Origin of the sequence: Azospirillum sp. 11R-A (assembly GCF_049472615.1) — a bacterium.
Lineage (GTDB): Bacteria > Pseudomonadota > Alphaproteobacteria > Azospirillales > Azospirillaceae > Azospirillum > Azospirillum palustre.
In genome coordinates this window covers 308683-326346 of the sequence record NZ_JBCEBL010000002.1, presented here as the reverse complement: position 1 = coordinate 326346, position 17664 = coordinate 308683, and the positions used below count along the sequence as shown (strand labels likewise).

Here is a 17664-nt window from a genome sequence, read left to right as displayed (position 1 = left end):
TTCAGCGCTCCTGTTTCGGCAGGAAGGCGACGCCCAGCGCCAGGAAGACGGGCACGAAGGCGGCGGTCGCCAGGATGAAGGGGATGAGTTCGGGCAGGGCGAGGCCCTTGGTGAAGGCGCCGACCGACAGTTTCAGGAAATGGGTGGTGGGGAACAGCGTGCCGAACAGCCACGCCCCGCCTTCCAGGGTCGCCACCGGTTGCAGCATGCCGGAGAACTGGGTGGCCGGCAGCATGGTGACGATGGCGGTGCCGAACACCGCCGCCGTCTGGGTCGCGGTGAAGACCGAGATCAGCAGCCCCAAGGCCGTCGTCGCCACCACATAGACCAGCCCGCCGAGCAGCAGCCCGAACAGGCTGCCCTTCACCGGCACGCCGAACAGGGTGACGGCCATCGCCACCATCAGCAGCAGGTTGAAGGCGGCCAGCCCGATATAGGGCAACTGCTTGCCCAGCAGGAATTCCAGCCGCGTCACCGGGGTGACGTAGAGGTTGGTGATGGAGCCGAGTTCCTTTTCGCGCACCACGCCCAGCGCGGCGAGGATGGCGGGGATGAAGACCAGCAGCAGGCCGATGGTGGCGGGCACCATGGCGTCGAGACTGCGGAAGGCTTGGTTGTACCGGTAACGCATCTCCAGGGTGGCGGGGGCTGCGGGCAGGGCGATGCCGGACGCGGTGGCGGCGTCCTGGATGAAGCGCTGGTGCAGGCCGGCGACGTAACCCTGGATGGTCTCGGCGCGGAAGGGCATGGCGCCGTCGATGCGCACGGCCACCTCGGGGATGCGGCCACGGCGCAGCTCGCGGCCGAAGCCTTCGGGGATCTCGATGGTCAGCGACGCCTCACCGCGTTGCAGGCGGAGCGCGAGGTCATGCGCGTCAACGGCGGGAGGGGTGGCGCGGAAACTGCGGGAGCCGTCGAACTGCTCGATGTAGGCGCGGCTTTCGGGGGAGCGGTCGTGGTCGAGGACAGCAAAGGTCAGGTTCTCGACGTCCATGGTGATGCCGAATCCGAAGACCAGCATCAGCAGGACGGTGCCGAGCAGGGCGACGGTCAGGCGGACGGGGTCGCGGCGCAGTTCGAGGGTTTCCCGCCATGCGTAGGCGAGCAGGCGGCGGCGGGAATGTCCCCTCTCCCCCCCAACACAAGCTTCGCTTGTGTTGCTGGCAGGCGAAGCGAAGCTTCGCCGAGAGGCGGGGAGAGGGTTAGGGTGAGGGGGAGGCGCTGCGGCCCCTTTCCAAGAATCTTCGCTGTGCGGSSSCCTCACCCCGACCCTCTCCCCGGGGGGGAGAGGGGGATTCTGCGGGGTGTCGGCTTGAGCATCACCCATGAACCCGATGAAGGCGTCGTCCAGGCTGTCGGCCTGCTGCTGGCGGCGCAGCTCGTCGGGCGGGCCGGCGGCGATGACGCGGCCGGCGTTCATGAAGGCCACCCGGTCGCAGCGCGCCGCCTCGTTCATGAAGTGGGTGGAAACGAAGATCGTCACCCCCTGGTCGCGCGACAGCGCGATCAGGTCGCGCCAGAACTGGTCGCGTGCCACCGGATCGACGCCGGAGGTCGGCTCGTCGAGGATCAGCAGTTCCGGCCCGTGCAGGATGGCGACGGCCAGCGACAGCCGCTGCCGCACGCCCAAGGGCAGCCGGTCGGCCACCGCGTCGACGTAGGGCGACAGGCCGAACCGCTCGACCAGCGCCGCCAGCCGGGTTTCGGCATCCGTCAGGTCGAACAGGCGGGCGTGCAGGTCGAGGTTCTGACGCACCGTCAATTCGCCATAGAGCGAGAAGGCCTGCGCCATGTAGCCGACGCGGCGCCGGCTTTCCAGATCGGCGGCGTCCACCGGCCGGCCGAACAGCCGCGCCTCCCCGGCGCTGGCGGGCAAGAGGCCGGTCAGCATCTTCATGGTGGTGGTCTTGCCGCAGCCGTTGGATCCGAGGAAGCCGAAAATCTCGCCGCGGCCGATGCGGAAGCTGATGTCCGACACCGCGGTGAAATCGCCGAAGCGGCGGGTCAGGCCGATGGCCTCGATGGCGGGTTCGGCGCCGGCCGGCTCGGGCGGGCGGGGCGGCACGGTCAGGCGCCGGTGACCGCGTTTGGCGTCCTCCGGCAGCAGGGCGACGAAGGCCTCCTCCAGATCGGCGGCGCCAGTGCGCGCCTTCAGTGCGGCGGCGGTGTCGTGGGCGAGCAGGCGGCCGGCGTTCATCATGACGACCTGGTCGAAGCGCTCCGCCTCGTCCATGTAGGAGGTGGCGACCAGCACGGTCATGCCGGGGCGGCCGGCGCGGATGCGGGCGATCAGGTCCCAGAACTGCCGGCGGGACAGCGGATCGACGCCGGTCGTCGGCTCGTCGAGGATCAGCAGGTCGGGGTCGTGCAGCAGGGCGCAGCACAGGCCGAGCTTCTGCTTCATGCCGCCCGACAGCTTGCCGGCCGGGCGGTCGGGGAAAGGGGCGAGGCCGGTGGACTCCAGGAGGTCGGCGATGCGGCGGCGGCGCTCGGCGGCGTCGAGGCCGAAGAGACGGCCGAAGAACTGGAGATTCTCGGCGACGCTGAGGTCGGCGTAGAGGTTGCGCCCGAGCCCCTGCGGCATGTAGGCGATGCGCGGCTGGAGCGCGGCGCGGCCGTGGCGGTCGGCAACGTCGGTGCCAAGCACGCGGACGCTGCCCTGCTGGATCTTCTTCGCCGTGGAGATCAGGCCGAGCAGGGTCGACTTGCCGACGCCGTCGGGGCCGATGATCGCCACGCTGGTGCCGGGAGCGATGTCGAGCGAGGCGTCCGCCAGCGCCACCGTCCCGCCATAGCGGTGCCGCACGCCCGACAGCGAGACGGCTGGGGCGGGAGTCATGATGATGCCCTCTCCCGCCCCGGGAGAGGGAGGGGACCCGCCGCAGGCGGGGAGGGTGAGGGGTGACCCAAGGATCCCGAGCCGCATGGCCCCGAAGCGGATGGCCCCGAACTGCATGGCTTCGTGCCCAACCCCTCACCCTTCCCATGGCGATGCCATAGGCCCCTTCCCTCTCCCGGGGCGGGAGAGGGAGCCATCTCGGCGAAGTCACGCGGTGCATCCCCCTCACCCCGACCCTCTCCCCGGGGGGGAGAGGGAGTATTCCCAGGAGAAGAGGTCGCTTCGCGCGTCAGTTTCGATTCCAGCCAGTCGGGCCAGACCGCCTTGTCGTCCAGCTTCACATAGGCCATGCCGGTCAGGCCGGTCTTCACCCGCTCGATGTAGCGGGTCACCAGCGCTTCCGGGACGCGGGCCTTGACGCGGAACATCATGCGGTCGCGTTCGGACTTGGTCTCCACCTGCTTGGGCGTGAACTGGGCGCGCGGGGCGACGAAGGTGACGGCGGCGGGGATCGCGGTGTCGGGAACGGCGTCCAGCAGGATGCGGGCCTCGGCGCCCAAGGCGAGGGTCCCCGCCGTGTCGGTCGGCAGGAAGAAAGTCATGTACACGTTCGACAGGTCGAGCAGCGTCGCCGCCTTGCCGCCGGCCGCCAGCACCTCGCCGGGTTCGGACAGGCGGTAGAGCACGCGGGACCTGCGCGGCGCCTTCAGCACGCCGTCGGCGACCAGATCGGCCAGACGGTCGACATCGCCGGCCGCGGCGGCGATGGCCTCCTCGGCGCTGGCGAGGTGGCTCCTGGCGGCCTCGAGCGCCGCGTCGGCGGTGCGGCGGCTGTTGCGGGCCTGATCGACGCGCTGTTCGGCGACATGGCCCTTGCCGAACAGGATCAGCGCCCGCTCCATCTCCTTGGCGGCGAAGTCGGCCTCGCTGACGCGCTGGGCGACCAGGGCCGCCGCTTCCTCGCGGCTGCTGCGGGTCTGGCGCAGCTGGGCCTCGGCGGAGCGGAGCTGGGCTTCGAGGTCGCGGGTGTCGAGCGTGGCGATGACGGCGCCGGCCTCGACCAGATCGCCTTCCTCGACCGGGATGGTCAGGACGCGGGCGGCGTATTTGGTGGCGATGTCGATCTCGTTCGCCTCGATCCGGCCATTGCCGGAGGCGAAGCCGGCCGGCAGTCGGTTGCCCTGCATCGCCCGCCAGCCATAGGCGGCCCCGGCGCCGAGGATCGCCAGCAGGGCGACGGCGACGAGAAGGCGCTTTGCAATGGTCATGGCTGGGTTCCTTTCCCGGCGTCTTTCCCAGTGTCGAGCGCGCCCATCACGCCGGCCAGGATGCGTTCGCGCGCCGCGTCGTCGGGGGCGGCGTCCAGCGTGCGGCGGAGCGCCAGCAGCGCCTCGGCATAATGGTTGTGCCAGTCGAGGCCGGCGAGGCCGGCGGGGGCGAGGCGGGGGTGGCGGTCGGCCGGGGCCAGCGGGCGCGGGGCGGCGAGATCGACGCGGTCGTCCAGCGCCGGCTGGGCGATGCGCTCCGCCGACCAGCCCTTGTCGAGCAGGGCCTGACGGATGGAGGCGCGGGCGGCATCCTCGCCATGGACCAGGAACAGGCCGTGGCCGACGCCGTGGCGGGCATCCACCCAGTCCAGCAGGGCGGTGCGGTCGGCATGGCCGGAATAGACGTCGATGGAGCGGACCTTCGCCTTGACGGCGATCTCCTCGCCATGGATGCGGACTCGGGGCGTGCCCTCCTGCAACAGGCGGCCCAGCGTGCCGGGAGCCTGGTAGCCGACCAGCAGCACGGTGTCCTGCGGGCGCCACAGGCGGTTCTTCAGATGGTGGCGGATGCGGCCGGCGTCGCACATGCCGCTGGCCGCCATGACGATGGCGCCGCCGGCGATGCTGTTCAGGCGCTGGCTTTCCGGCACGCCGCGGACATGGTGGAAGTTGGCGCGGGTGAAGGGGTCGCCGTCGGTCTCCAGATCGGCGAGATGGCGGCGGAAGACGCCGGTCACCGCGTCGGCCAGGGGGGAGTCGAGGAAGACGTCCACCGCCGGCAGCTGGCCGCTGTCGAACAGGCAGTCGAGGTCGTAGAGCAGCTCCTGAGTCCGCTCCACCGCGAAGACCGGGATCAGCAGGACACCGCCGGCCGCGAGGGCTGTGGAGACTTCGGCGCGCAGAACCGCCTGCCGTCCCGCCTCGTCGAGGTCGGTGCGCTCGCGGTCGCCGTAGGTGGTCTCCAGCACCATCCAGTCCGGCCGCTCCGGCGCCTCGGCGTCGGCGTGGAAGCTCTTGCCGCCGGGGCCGAGGTCGCCGGAGAACAGGATGCGGGTGGGGTCGCCGGCGCCGTTTCCAAGGCCGTCGGAGACTTCGACCTCGATGGAGGCGGAACCCAGGATGTGGCCGGCCTGCCAGAAGCGGGCGCGCAGGCCCGGCAGGATCTCGGTCCAGCGGTCGTACTCGACCCGGCGGAGCCGGCGCAGGCTGCGGATGGCGTCGTCCTGGGTGTAGATCGCCTGGACCGGCGGACGGCCGCGCTGGCGGTTGCGGCGGTTGAGGCGCTCGACCTCGCCCTCCTGGATGTAGCCGCTGTCGGGCAGCATGTATTCCAGCAGATCGACCGTGCCGCCGGTGGCGTAAATCCGGCCGCGGAAGCCCAGCTTCGTCAGCTTCGGCAGCAGGCCGGAATGGTCGATGTGGGCGTGGGTCAGCAGGACGGCCTTGATCGCCGCCGGATCGAAGGGGAAGGGGCGGTAGTTCAGCTCCCGGATCGTCTTGGTGCCCTGGAACATGCCGCAATCGATCAGCACGTCGCCCGCAGGCGTGGACAGGCGGAAGCAGGAGCCGGTCACCGTTCCGGCGGCGCCATGGAAGGTCAGCGACAGGGACATGGGCGACTGGGACATGGGGTCGGCTCCTTGTTTTTCCTCTGCGGGACTATCCCCTCTCCCCCCGGGGAGAGGGTCAGGGTGAGGGGGAACCGCTTCGTGGATCTCTTCGGCTGCGCCGAACCCCCTCATCCCGACCTTCTCCCCAGGGGGGAGAAGGAGATTGGCTCTTGCTCAACTCACCCCACCACCGCCACCCCGCTGTTCTCCGCCGCGAAGGCCTGGGCGAAGGTGAAGTCGGCGTTGGTGCTGGCGTGGATGCGGTAGAGCGGCTCGCCCCGGCGCACCGGCTCGCCGACCTTGCGCAGCAGGTCGATGCCGGCGCCCTTGTCGGTGGGGGCACCGGCAAGCCGGGCGATACGGGCGAGGCGGTAGCAGTCGAGCGACGACACGATGCCGTCGGCCGGCGAGGCGACCTCCGCCACCAGCGAGCCCAGCGTCGCCACGGCGGGCGGCGGGCCCTGCAGGGCGATGATCCGCTCCATGGCGGCGAGCGCGGCCCCCGACCGCAGCAGCTCGCGCGCCCGGCGGTTGCCGCTGCCGCCGCGGACGGCGGGGTCGAACTCCAGGATGCGGCCGGCCAGCAGCAGGGCGCGTTCCCGCAGGTCGGCGGGCCCGGCGGGCTCGTTGCGCAGCACGGCCATCACGTCGCGCGCCTCCAGCACCGGGCCGATGCCGCGCCCGACCGGCTGCGAGCCGTCGGTGATCGCCACCTCCAGCGTCAGGCCGAGGCGGTCGCCGACATGCTCGAACAGCTTGCGCAGCCGCACCGCCTCGCCGGCCGTGCGGATCTTGGCGCTGGGGCCGACGGGGATGTCGATCAGCAGATGGGAGGAGCCGGCGGCCACCTTCTTCGACAGGATGGAGGCGACCAGCTGTTCGCGGGTGTCGATGGCGAGCGGCCGTTCGACCGAGATCAGGATGTCGTCGGCCGGCGACAGCCGGACATGGCCACCCCAGACCAAGCAGCCCTTGGCCTCGCGCACCAGGGCCTGCATGCGCTCCATCGGCACGTCGACGTTGGCCAGCACCTCCATGGTGTCGGCGGTGCCGGCGGGCGACGTGATGGCGCGCGACGAGGTCTTGGGGATCGGCAGGCCGTGGGCGGCGACGATGGGCACGACGATCATCGAGGTGCGGTTGCCGGGGATGCCGCCGATGCAGTGCTTGTCGGCAATCGTACCCAAATCCTGCCAGTGCAGCCGGGTGCCGGCGGCGATCATGGCGCGGGTCAGGCCCAGCACCTCCGCCGTCGTCATGAAGCTGGCGCAGGCGATCAGGAAGGCGGCGATCTCGATCTTGGAGTAACGCTGGTCGGTGATGTCGCGGATGATCGCGGACAGCTGCGCGTCGGTCAGGGCGGCACCGCCGACCTTGGCGCGCACCAGCTCGAAGCTTTCCGGCGGGGTCGGGGGCACGAGATGGACGGCGGAGCCCGCCGCCAGCCCGAGCTGGCCGAAGGCGGGGTCGGACAGGCCGATCTCGTCGGGGGCGACGATGGCGGGGTCGTCGACGACGTTCAGAACCGCCAGCAGGGAACGGCCGTCGTTCCGCACCTCCACCCGGCCCAGCCCGAGGAAATCCTCGACATGGTAGCGGGTGCAGCGGCGGTTGAGGAAGGCGACGTTCTCCCGGACGGTGTCTATCGCCAGATGTCGAAGCGTCAGCATGCGCACAGTCTACGCCCGGTCGGGCGCGTCAGCGTCGCCGAGCCTGCGCGTCAGCCATGCCGCACCTTACGCGCTGCGGTTGATCCGGATCATTGGCGGGGCGGAGGGGGTATGCTTCCTCACGTGCTTTCCCGCGCGATGAAGGTCAGGCCGAGGTCGAGCCGCCGCTGCGGCGGCTCCTTGCCGTCCATCAGGTCGAGCAGCATGGCGGCGGCGTGGCGGCCGATGGCGTAGCGCGGCGTGGCGACGGTGGTCAGGGTCGGCGTGGTCCAGGCGGACGCCGGCAGATCGTTGAAGCCGGCGACGGCAAGCTGGTCGGGCACGCGGATGCCGCGGCGCTGGCACTGGAACAGCGCGCCCTGCGCCAGGTCGTCGTTGCAGAAGAAGACGGCGTCGCAGTCGGTGTTCTCTGCCATCAGCCGGTCGATCATCGCCGCCCCCAGATGGATCGAGGACGGATCGGGCAGGCGCCAGACGCGCGCCTCGTCATACAGCCCGGCTTCCTCCAGCGCATGGCGGTAGCCGTCGAGGCGGGCCAGCGTGCGCGGGTCGAGCTGCACGGCGACGAAGCCGATGCGGCGGTAGCCGCGCTCCAGCAGGTGGGTGGTCATCAGCCGGCCGCCCTCCTCCTGCGAACAGCCGACGCTGAGGCTGTCGGGGTCGTCCAGCAGCTCCATCATGTGGACGGTCGGGCTGGCGAGCGCCGACAGGTAGGTGCGGGCGACCGCGGTGTGGTCGGTGCCGGTCAGCAGGATGCCGTCGGGCTGGAACTGGAGGTAGGTGCGGATCAGCCGCTCCTCCTCCTCCGGCGAATAGTGGGTGACGCCGATCAGGGCGCGGTAGCCGCGCGGCAGCAGCATGTCGTGGATGCCGGCCAGCGTCTCGACGAAGACCATGTTGGTCATCGACGGGATCAGCACCGCCACCGTCATCGATCGCGCCGAAGCCAGCGCGCTGGCGGCCTGATTCGGCACGTAGCCCATCGACTGCGCGGTGTCGAGGATGCGCTGGCGCAGCTCCGGCATCACCAGCTCGGGACGCTTGAAGGCACGCGACACGGTGATGGCGCTGATGCCCACCCGCTCCGCCACGTCCGCCATCGTCGCGCGGCCGGTGCGCGAGGAGCGCGGCTTGCGCGTCTTGACCGCCGGGGTTGCCGTCCCATCGCCGCCACGGGTCGTCACAGGGCTTCGTCCTTCCGTTTCCGGCCGGCGCGACGGAAGGTCGCGCGGGCTCGCTTGTCAGCGGTGTGTATCATACTCGGCAACGGCAGGGTTCCATGCGCGGGCGTCCCATTTGGGGCCCAATTCTGCAACCCGCGGCCCGCCTCCGATCCGTTTGTCCGCAACTCAAACAAAACTCTTTACGGCCGTCAAGGTTAGCGCTAACAGTATCGCCACCTCATCCCGGCGTCATCCGCGATTTCCGGCCGGCAGGCCGCAGACGTCCTTTTGACCTGATGATGATAGCGCTAACATAACTGTGTCGGTGCGAAGGCCGCCGCGATCCTGGTCAAGGGGGGCGGTGCCGCACCGGTCTTCGGGAACACGAGCCTCATGAATGGTCCCCCCATCGCGCCGTCCCCCGGCATGAACGCCATTCCCCCCGAGCTATCGGGCGGTGCGCCGCTGATCGTCGTGGTGATGGGCGTCGCCGGCTGCGGCAAGTCCAGCGTCGGCCAGAGCCTTGCCGCCAAGCTGGGCGACGAATTCATCGAGGGCGACGCCCACCATCCGCCCGCCAACATCGAGAAGATGTCGGCCGGCATCCCGCTGACCGACGCCGACCGCGACGGCTGGCTGGCGACGCTGGCCGGCTTCATCGCCGAGGCACATCGGGCGGAACGCGGGCTGGTCGTCGCCTGTTCGGCGCTGAAGCGGCGCTACCGCGACCGGTTGCGCGGCGACTGCGAGCGGGTGGTCTTCCTGCACCTGCATGGCGACAAGGCGCTGATTTCGTCCCGCATGGGGGCGCGCACCGCCCATTTCATGCCCACCGCCCTGGTCGACAGCCAGTTCGCCGACCTGGAGATGCCGACGGCCGACGAAGTCGTGCTGTCCTACGAGGTGACGCTGCCGGCCGAGGCCATCGTCGCCGATGCCTGTGCCCGCCTGACCGGCGCCCGGAAGACCGGCGACTGGAAGACCGGGGAAAAATCTGGGAGGAACGCATGAAGAGCGTTGCGGATCTGCTGGAGCGGATCACCGAATGGATCATGGCGGCGATGCTGGCGGTCATGGTCGGTCTCGTCTTCGGCAATGTCGTCCTGCGCTACATCTTCAACAGCGGCCTCGTCGCGGCGGAGGAGATCGCGCGGCTGATGTTCGTCTGGCTGGTGTTCCTGGGCGCCACCGTGGCGCTGCGCCACCAGCGGCATCTCGGGCTGGAGATCCTGCAGGCCCGCCTGCCGTTCAAGGTGCGCCGCGCCTGCGCGGTGATCGCGCACCTGTTGATGCTGTACGCGCTCTATCTGTTCGTGCAGGGCAGCTGGATCCAGCTGCTGATCGGCATGGAGACCTTCTCCACCGTCCTGCGCTTCCCGATGGCCTTCTATGCCGCGGCCGGCTTCTTCCCGGCCATCGCCATGGCGCTGATCGTGCTGGCGAACCTGTGGCGGATCGTCACCGACCAGCCCGGCGCCCGCATCCCCGGCGACCCCGACACGATGTTGGACCATCCGGACTCGCACGGCCCGGCCGTCGCGCCGCCGGCACCCGGCAGCCATCCCGGCAGCGCCCCAGGCCCGGCCGTCGCCAAGCGCTGAAGCCCAGCCCAGAAGACCTTTTGCGGACGGAGACGCCGCCATGACGCTCACCATTTTCCTGGGCTCGCTGTTCGGCTTCATGCTGCTCGGCATGCCCATCGCCTTCGCGCTGATGCTGACCGGCGTCGCGCTGATGGTCCACCTCGACTTCTTCGACGCCCAGTTGGTCGCCCAGAACATGCTGAGCGGCGCCGACAACTACCCGCTGATGGCGGTGCCCTTCTTCATCCTGGCCGGCGAGTTGATGAACGCCGGCGGCATCTCCCAGCGCATCATCAACCTGGCGGTCAGCCTGGTCGGCCACATCAAGGGCGGCCTGGGCTTCGTGACCATCGGCGCCTCGGTGATGCTGGCCAGCCTGTCCGGCTCGGCCATCGCCGACACCGCGGCGCTCGCCACGCTGCTGATCCCGATGATGCGCGACCACGGCTATCCGGTGCCGCGCTCCGCCGGCCTGATCGCGTCGGGCGGCATCATCGCCCCGATCATCCCGCCCAGCATGCCCTTCATCATCTTCGGCGTGACCACCAACACCTCGATCAGCTCGCTGTTCATGGCCGGCATCGTTCCCGGCCTGCTGATGGGGCTGGGCCTGATCGGCGCCTGGATGTTCGTCGTCCGCGACATGACGGTGAAGCTGCAGCCGAAGGCCAGCGGGCGGGAGCGGCTGAAGGCGCTGGGCGACGGCGTCTGGGCGCTGGCCCTGCCGGTCATCATCATCGGCGGCCTGCGCGGCGGCATCTTCACGCCGACCGAGGCCGCGGTGGTCGCCGCCGTCTATTCGCTGTTCGTGGCGCTGTTCATCTACCGTCAGGTGACGCTGCCGCAGCTGGTGCCGCTGCTGGTCCAGGCGGCGCGCACCACCAGCACCGTCATGTTCCTGTGCGCCGCCGCCCTGGTGTCGTCCTACATGGTGACGCTGGCCGACCTGCCGCAGCAGATGACCGAGCTGCTGGCCCCGCTGATGGGCCATCCCAAGATGCTGATGCTGGCCATCGCCGTCCTGCTGCTGGCCGTCGGCACGGTGATGGACCTGACCCCGACCATCCTGGTGCTGGGTCCGGTGCTGACCCCGCTGGCGATCAAGGCCGGCATCGACCCGACCTATTTCGGCGTGATGTTCGTCCTGATCGGCACGCTGGGCCTGATCCATCCGCCGGTCTGCACGGTGCTGAACGTGGTGTGCGGCGTCGCCCGCATCTCACTGGAAAGCGCCACCAAGGGCATCTGGCCCTTCCTTCTGACCTACATCGTGCTGGTGGGCCTGCTGATCGCCGTGCCGGAGATCGTCACCGCGCCGCTGCACATGTTCCACTGACGCCTGCCCCAAGTCCAAAAGCCCAAAACCAACCAAACACCAGACGCCAATCACCAGATGGCAAGGGAGATCGACCCCATGTTCCGCAAACTGCTGCTCGCCACCGGCATCGCCGCCGCCCTGCTCGCCCCGGTCGCCGCTTCGGCGCAGGACGTGAAGACCCGCATCATCCGCTTCGGCTACGGCCTGTCGGAAAGCAGCAACCAGGGCCGCGCGGTGAAGTATTTCGCCGAGGAGCTGTCCAAGCGCAGCGGCGGCAAGCTCAAGCTCAAGGGCTTCGGCGACGCCAGCCTGGGCAGCGACATCCAGATGCAGAACGCCCTGATCGGCGGCGCGCAGGAGATGATGGTCGGCTCCACCGCCACCCTCGTCGGCATCGTCAAGGACTTCGGCGTCTACGACCTGCCCTTCCTGTTCAACAACGAGAAGGAGGCCGACGCCGTCCTCGACGGCCCGTTCGGCGAGAAGCTGCTGAAGTCGCTGAACGACAAGGGGCTGGTCGGGCTGGTTTATTGGGAGAATGGCTTCCGCAACCTGACCAACAGCAAGCGGCCGATCACCAAGCTGGAGGACATGGGCGGCATCAAGCTGCGCGTGATGCAGAACCCGGTCTACATCGACATGTTCAACCGCTTCGGCGCCAACGCGGTGCCGCTGGCCTTCTCCGAGCTGTTCACCGCGATGGAGACCGGCACGGTCGACGGCCAGGAGAACCCGGTCACCACCATCCAGTCGTCCAAGTTCTATGAAGTGCAGAAGTACCTGACGATCTCCCGCCACGTCTACAGCCCGTGGATCATGCTGGCCAGCAAGCGCTGGTACGACGGCCTGTCGGCCGACGAGAAGAAAATCCTGAACGAGGCCGCCGTCGCCTCGCGCGAGTTCGAGCGCAAGGACAGCCGCGAGGCCTCGGCCCAGAGCATCGCCTACCTGAAGGAAAAGGGCATGCAGATCAACGAGCTGAGCCCGGCCGAGCTGGAGCGCATGCGCGAGATGGTCAAGCCGGCCTTCGACAAGTACGCCGCCGACGGCGGTGCCGATGTGCTGAAGGACCTGCAGGGCGCCATCGCCGCCTCGCGCAAGTAAGCGCGGCGGCCCCGGTTGCGGGGATGACGGGGGCGGACCGGATCGACCGGTCCGCCCTTTTTGTCATCCGGGTGTCCGGTCCGGGTTGCAGCGATTGGAACGATTCTCGGATTGGTTCCAAGGTACGGTTTGCCGATGCCGGTCCGAGGTCTTCGTGGCTTTGAGAGCAGATCGCGGCAACTGTCGGCTGAACGGATTGAAGAATAATTTACTCGAATTTAATAGAACTGCGGGACAGTTGCTCCGGGGTGTCCGTGCCCTTGTCCGGGTGTGTCGTGGGGACTGTCGATGTTCAAGAAGCTGCCTTTGGTGACCAAGCTGGTTCTGGCGATCGGACTGGTCATGACGATCGGGCTGGGGGCAGGGTCGGTCGTGATCTCCGTCAAGAGCGGGGCGGACACCGACGCGCTGTCCTTCCAGGTCGGGGAGGAGCTGGGCAAGTACCATGCGGCGACGGTCGAGCGCCGGTTGAACGATGCCCTGGACATCAGCCGCAACATGGGCACGACGCTGCTCAGCCTGAAGCGGAGCGGCGTCACCGACCGCGGTGCGCTGAACGACTGGCTGAAAAGCCTGCTGGAGGCCAACACCGGCCTGATCGGCGTCTGGATCGGCATGGAGCCGAACGCGCTGGACGGCAAGGACTCCGCCTTCGCCAACAGCCCCGGCACCGATGCCAGCGGCCGCTTCATCCCCTACTGGAACCGCGGCAGCGGCAAGGCCCAGCTGGAATCGCTGGTCGGCTATGACGATCCCGGAGCGGACGGCCTCTATTACCAGCAGGCCAAGCGCACCGGCAAGGAGGTGATCGTCGAACCCTACAGCTATGTCGTCGCCGGCAAGACCGTGCTGATGGTGTCGCTGGCGGTGCCGATCCTCGACAACGGCAAGTTCATCGGCGTCGCCGGCGTCGACATCGCCACCGACGCCATCTGGAACGAATTGAAGACGGCAAAGCCGTTCGAGACGGGGTCGGTGTTCCTGATCTCCAACGCCGGCGCCTGGGCGGCCTACAGCAACCCCGACCATCTGGGCAAGCCGATCCTGGAGACCAACGCCCGGCTGAAGGACGCGATGCCCGCCGTCCGCGAAGGCCGGCCCTTCGCCCATTTCTCGGTGTCGGCCAGCCTCGGCACCGAGGTGAAGCAGCTGTTCCGGCCGGTCGCCATCGGCAACACCGGCACGCCCTGGTCGATCCTGGTCAACCTGCCGCTCAACAAGGTCGAGGTGCCGAAGCGGGAACTGCGGACCTTCATCGCGGTGGGGGCGGTGCTGCTGACCGCCGGGCTTCTGGTTGCGCTGTGGCTGACCAGCCGGGTCGTGGTCGGTCAGCCGCTGCGCCGGATCATCGCCACCATCCAGGCGCTGACCGCCGGCCGGCGCGACGTGGAGGTCGCCGACCGCGACCGCGCCGACGAAATCGGTTCCATCAACACGGCGTTGCAGCTGTTCAAGGAGAATGCCGGCCGCGTCGCCGAGATGGAGGAGCAGCGCCGCCTGGACGAGCAGCGCGCCGCCGAGCAGCGCAAGCAGGATCTGGCCGGGCTGGCCCAGCGCTTCGAGGGGTCGGTCGGCGACGTGGTCGCCAGCGTCGCCCGGCAGGCCGAGGCGATCCGCGCCGATTCGGAAGGGCTGTCGGCCATCGCCGAGCAGACCAACGCCCAGGCTTCCGCCGTCGCCAGCGCCGCCGACGTCGCCAGCGGCAACGTGCAGACGGTGGCCGCCGCGGCGGAGGAGCTGGCGCACTCCATCGAGGAGATCAACCAGCGCATCGCCGCCTCGTCGCGCATGGCGAACGACGCGGTGGGCGAGGTCGAGAAGACCAACGGCACGGTGGCCGGTCTGGCCCAAGCCGCGCAGAAGATCGGCGACGTGGTGAATTTGATCCAGTCCATCGCCGGCCAGACCAATCTGCTGGCGCTGAACGCCACCATCGAGGCGGCGCGGGCGGGCGAGGCCGGCAAGGGCTTCGCCGTCGTGGCGCAGGAGGTGAAGAACCTCGCCAGCCAGACCGCCAAGGCGACGGAGGAGATCGCCGCGCAGATCGCCGAGATCCAGTCGGTCAGCGGCAGCGCCGTCGGCGCCATCCAGGCCATCGGCCGCACCATCCTGGGCATCAGCGAGACGGTGACCGCCGTCGCCGCCGCCGCCGAGGAGCAGGGGGCGGCGACGCGCGAGATCAGCCGCAACGTCCAGCAGGCCGCCAGCGGCACCCGCGAGGTGTCGACCAACATCGAGGGCGTGACCCGCGCCGCCAGCGAAACCGGCAGCATGGCCTCCCAGGCGCGCGCGGCGGCCGACACGCTGTCGCACCAGTCGGCGCAGCTGCGTGGCGAGGTGCAGCGCTTCGTGGCGACGATCCGCGAGGCGTGACGAGGCTGGGGGGCCGCCGGTCGACGGCTCCCTGCTTCTCAGCAGTCGCCCCTCAACAGTCGAAGAAGACCGTTTCGCCATCGCCCTGGATGCGGATGTCGAAGCGGTAGACCACCCCGCCGGGCGTCTCGGCGCGGGCCGCGATCAGGGTGTCGCGGCGGTCGGCCGGAACGCTCGCCAGCACCGGGTCGGCCGCGTTCGCCGCAGCCTCGTCGGAGAAATGCAGGCGGGTGAAGGCGTGGCTCAGCATGCCGCGGGCGAACACCGTTACCGCGATGTGCGGGGCGTGGCCGGGGTCGCAGGCGCCGGGCTTCACCGTGTCGAAGAAGTAGTGGCCGGCGTCGTCGGTGCCGCAGCGGCCGAAGCCGGCGGCGCCGGGGGCGTGCCTGCCGTCGGCGCCGGCCTGCCAGATCTCCACCACGCAGTCGCGGATCGGCGCGCCCTGGCCGTCATAGACCACGCCCTCGATGCGGATGTGCTCGCCGGCCATGTCGGGGGTGGCCAGCCGGTTGGTCGCCAGCGGGCGGCGGCCGTAGAGTTCCGGCGTCCAGGCATAGGCGAAATAGGGGCCGACGGTCTGGGACGGGGTCTGTTTCAGCATCTGGCTCATGACGGTCAGCCTTCCATCGGCGTGGCGTGGCGTCCGCGCAGGACGATGTCGAACTCGTAGCCGAGCGCCCACACCGGCTCGGTCACGTCGATGGAGAAGCGGGAAACCAGCAGCTCGCGCGCACCCTCCGGCACCCCGTTGTAGATGGGGTCGAGCGGCAGCAGCGGGTCGCCCGGAAAATACATCTGGGTGACCAGACGGGTCAGGAAGGACGGCCCGAACAGCGAGAAATGGATGTGCGCCGGCCGCCACGCATTGTGGTGGTTGCCCCAGGAATAGGCGCCGGGCTTGATCGTGGTGAAGCGGTAGCGGCCGTCGGCATCGGTGAGGCAGCGGCCGGCCCCGAAGAAGTTGGGGTCGAGCGGCGCGTCGTGCTGGTCCCAGCGGTGGACGTAGCGGCCGCAGGCGTTGGCCTGCCAGATCTCCAGCAGCGTGTGCGGCACCGGCCGGCCGCTCTCGTCCAGCACGCGGCCGGTGACGATCATGCGCTCGCCGATCGGCTCGCCGTTGACGCGGCCGTTCTTCGTCAGGTCGTGGTCGAGCGGATCGAGGCTGTCATGGCCGAACACCGGGCCGGTGCGCACCGACAGCCCCTGCTTCATCGGGATCAGCGGCTTGGACGGCGAACGCAGCACCGTCGATTTGTAGAGCGGCGACAGGTAGGGCGGGTGTTGCGCCCAGTCGCGGGGGTTGAAATCGCCTTCAGCCTCGTGAACGGCTGTGTCCATCTCGGGTGTCCTCCTTGGGGCGGTCAGTTCTGCTGACGCTGTTGGGCTCTGTGGCTGTCCAGCACGCGGTCGATGAAGTGGGAGGCGGCGCCGGTGTAGCGCAGCGGGTCGAACAGCCGGTCGAGGCCGTCCGCGCCCAGCGCCTGCACCACCTCCCCATCCTCGGCCAGCACGTCGCGCAGCGGACGGGCGTCGGCGGCGGCGCGGCGGCTGGCCTCGGCCACGCGGGAATGGGCGGCCATGCGGCCCATGCGGTCGCCCAGCGCCATCGTCACCGCCTCGGCCAGGATCAGGCCGCGGGTCAGGTCGAGGTTGGCGCGCATGCGCTCCGCATCGACGGTCAGGCCGGCGATGGTCTCGCGGGCATGGCGGGCGGCACCGGCGACGAGGCGGCAGAGGTCGGGCAGCGCCTGCCACTCGGCATGCCAGCCGCCGAGACCGCGCTCATGCTCCTGCACCTGCGCCGCCAGCAGCCCGCCGACCAGGGCCGGGGCGCGGATGGCGGTGGAGAGCAGGACGGCGCAGGACACCGGGTTGCGCTTGTGCGGCATGGTGGAGGAGCCGCCGCGGCCGGGGGCGCTGGGCTCGAAGGCTTCGCCCACCTCCATCTGCATCATCAGCGAGATGTCGCGGCCGAGCGTGCCCAGCGTGCCGGCGAGGATGCCGAGCGCGGAGGCCAGTTCGGCGATGCGGTCGCGGCTGGCGTGCCAGGGCAGGGCGGGCAGGGGGAGGTCCAGCTCCTTCGCCACCGCCTCCGCCACCGCCGGGCCGGAATCGCCGAGCGCGGCCAGCGTGCCGGCGGCGCCGCCGAATTGCAGGGCGAGGCGGGTGCGGGTGGCGGCGATGCGCTGGCGGTCGCGGCCGAGCGCGTCGAGCCAGCCGGCGGCCTTCAGCCCGAAAGTCGTCGGCAGGGCGTGCTGAAGCCAGGTGCGGGCGACCATCGGCGTGGTGCGGTGGTGCTCGGCGAGCCCGGCGAGGCCATCGGCGAGCGCCGCCAGATCGGCGTCGAGACCGTCGAGGAAGCGGCGCAGTTGCAGCATCAGGCCGCTGTCCATCGCGTCCTGGCTGGTGGCGCCCCAATGGACGTAGCGCGACGCCTCCTCGTCGGCGGCCTTCACGGTGGCGGTCAGGTGCTTGACCAGGGGGATGGCGGTGTTGCCGGCCAGCGCCGCCTCCGCCCCCAGCGCGGTCAGGTCGTAGAGACCGGCCCGGCAGGCCGCCTCGATGGCCGCGACGGCGCGGGCGGGGATGACGCCGACCGCCGCCTCCGCCCGCGCCAGCGCCGCCTCGAAATCCAGCATGCCCTGTAGCCTTGCCGAAGGGGAGAAGGCGTCGGCCGCCGCGTCGCTGGTGAAGAGCGGGTCGAGGAGGGGATCGGCGTGGATGGTCGTCATGCTG

General features: G+C 69.9%; 13 protein-coding genes. 5 read left to right on the top strand and 8 right to left on the bottom strand.

Features of this window, described 5'->3' with window-relative positions; all coding sequences use genetic code 11:
* Position 1: 1 nt before the first annotated feature.
* The 5 genes from rbbA to VH569_RS05095 all read right to left on the bottom strand — a co-directional run bounded on the left by rbbA (position 2) and on the right by VH569_RS05095 (position 8571).
* Positions 2-2839 (bottom strand): ribosome-associated ATPase/putative transporter RbbA, encoded by a 2838-nt coding sequence (rbbA, locus tag VH569_RS05115; RefSeq protein ID WP_423314416.1) that lies wholly within the window; start codon positions 2837-2839, stop codon positions 2-4.
* Complete coding sequence (locus VH569_RS05110) at positions 2836-4107, bottom strand: HlyD family secretion protein (protein WP_423314415.1); 1272 nt, start codon at positions 4105-4107, stop codon at positions 2836-2838. The genes rbbA and VH569_RS05110 overlap by 4 nt, the downstream gene beginning before the upstream one ends.
* The gene (locus VH569_RS05105; protein ID WP_423314414.1) at positions 4104-5735 is read right to left on the bottom strand and encodes an MBL fold metallo-hydrolase; all 1632 of its coding nucleotides are present in this window, start codon (positions 5733-5735) and stop codon (positions 4104-4106) included. Before VH569_RS05105 ends, VH569_RS05110 begins: the two co-directional genes overlap by 4 nt.
* A gap of 161 nt (positions 5736-5896) precedes the next feature.
* Positions 5897-7387: a thymidine phosphorylase family protein gene (locus VH569_RS05100; RefSeq protein ID WP_423314413.1), complete on the bottom strand. Its 1491-nt coding sequence runs from the start codon at positions 7385-7387 to the stop codon at positions 5897-5899.
* A gap of 119 nt (positions 7388-7506) precedes the next feature.
* The gene (locus VH569_RS05095) at positions 7507-8571 is read right to left on the bottom strand and encodes a substrate-binding domain-containing protein (protein ID WP_174474906.1); all 1065 of its coding nucleotides are present in this window, start codon (positions 8569-8571) and stop codon (positions 7507-7509) included.
* Between the two features lie 372 nt (positions 8572-8943).
* On the opposite strand from VH569_RS05095, the gene VH569_RS05090 reads away from it, so the two are divergent.
* The 5 genes from VH569_RS05090 (at position 8944) to VH569_RS05070 (ending at position 14928) form a co-directional block, all read left to right on the top strand.
* Positions 8944-9561 carry a gluconokinase gene (locus VH569_RS05090; protein ID WP_423314412.1) on the top strand — a complete coding sequence of 206 codons (618 nt, stop codon included), beginning with the start codon at positions 8944-8946 and terminating at the stop codon, positions 9559-9561.
* A complete protein-coding gene (locus VH569_RS05085; RefSeq protein ID WP_423314411.1) occupies positions 9558-10151 on the top strand; it encodes a TRAP transporter small permease in 594 nt (197 codons plus the stop codon). Before VH569_RS05090 ends, VH569_RS05085 begins: the two co-directional genes overlap by 4 nt.
* 40 nt (positions 10152-10191) lie before the next feature.
* Positions 10192-11469, top strand: a complete 1278-nt coding sequence (locus tag VH569_RS05080; RefSeq protein ID WP_423314410.1) for a TRAP transporter large permease — start codon at positions 10192-10194, stop codon at positions 11467-11469.
* A gap of 78 nt (positions 11470-11547) precedes the next feature.
* Complete coding sequence (locus VH569_RS05075; protein WP_423314409.1) at positions 11548-12555, top strand: TRAP transporter substrate-binding protein; 1008 nt, start codon at positions 11548-11550, stop codon at positions 12553-12555.
* A 288-nt stretch (positions 12556-12843) separates the two neighbouring features.
* The gene (locus VH569_RS05070) at positions 12844-14928 is read left to right on the top strand and encodes a methyl-accepting chemotaxis protein (protein WP_423314408.1); all 2085 of its coding nucleotides are present in this window, start codon (positions 12844-12846) and stop codon (positions 14926-14928) included.
* Positions 14929-14980: 52 nt separating this feature from the next.
* Here the strand turns inward: VH569_RS05070 and pcaG are convergent, their stop codons facing one another.
* Genes pcaG through VH569_RS05055 form a run of 3 tightly spaced genes read right to left on the bottom strand, consistent with a single transcriptional unit; the run spans position 14981 to position 17660 of the window.
* Positions 14981-15538, bottom strand: a complete 558-nt coding sequence (gene pcaG / locus VH569_RS05065) for a protocatechuate 3,4-dioxygenase subunit alpha (protein WP_423314407.1) — start codon at positions 15536-15538, stop codon at positions 14981-14983.
* Positions 15539-15543: 5 nt separating this feature from the next.
* Positions 15544-16266, bottom strand: a complete 723-nt coding sequence (gene pcaH / locus VH569_RS05060) for a protocatechuate 3,4-dioxygenase subunit beta (protein WP_423314406.1) — start codon at positions 16264-16266, stop codon at positions 15544-15546.
* Positions 16267-16289: 23 nt separating this feature from the next.
* On the bottom strand, positions 16290-17660 hold the full coding sequence (locus tag VH569_RS05055; RefSeq protein WP_423314405.1) for a 3-carboxy-cis,cis-muconate cycloisomerase: 1371 nt from the start codon (positions 17658-17660) through the stop codon (positions 16290-16292).
* Positions 17661-17664: the final 4 nt, after the last annotated feature.

Coding starts and splice junctions, on each gene's coding strand:
- VH569_RS05070 (WP_423314408.1), top strand. CDS start 12,844: ATGTTCAAGAAGCTGCCTTTGGTGACCAAGCTGGTTCTGGCGATCGGA.
- VH569_RS05055 (WP_423314405.1), bottom strand. CDS start 17,660: ATGACGACCATCCACGCCGATCCCCTCCTCGACCCGCTCTTCACCAGC.
- pcaG (WP_423314407.1), bottom strand. CDS start 15,538: ATGAGCCAGATGCTGAAACAGACCCCGTCCCAGACCGTCGGCCCCTAT.
- VH569_RS05105 (WP_423314414.1), bottom strand. CDS start 5,735: ATGTCCCAGTCGCCCATGTCCCTGTCGCTGACCTTCCATGGCGCCGCC.
- VH569_RS05085 (WP_423314411.1), top strand. CDS start 9,558: ATGAAGAGCGTTGCGGATCTGCTGGAGCGGATCACCGAATGGATCATG.
- pcaH (WP_423314406.1), bottom strand. CDS start 16,266: ATGGACACAGCCGTTCACGAGGCTGAAGGCGATTTCAACCCCCGCGAC.
- VH569_RS05100 (WP_423314413.1), bottom strand. CDS start 7,387: ATGCTGACGCTTCGACATCTGGCGATAGACACCGTCCGGGAGAACGTC.
- VH569_RS05090 (WP_423314412.1), top strand. CDS start 8,944: ATGAATGGTCCCCCCATCGCGCCGTCCCCCGGCATGAACGCCATTCCC.
- VH569_RS05080 (WP_423314410.1), top strand. CDS start 10,192: ATGACGCTCACCATTTTCCTGGGCTCGCTGTTCGGCTTCATGCTGCTC.
- VH569_RS05075 (WP_423314409.1), top strand. CDS start 11,548: ATGTTCCGCAAACTGCTGCTCGCCACCGGCATCGCCGCCGCCCTGCTC.
- VH569_RS05110 (WP_423314415.1), bottom strand. CDS start 4,107: ATGACCATTGCAAAGCGCCTTCTCGTCGCCGTCGCCCTGCTGGCGATC.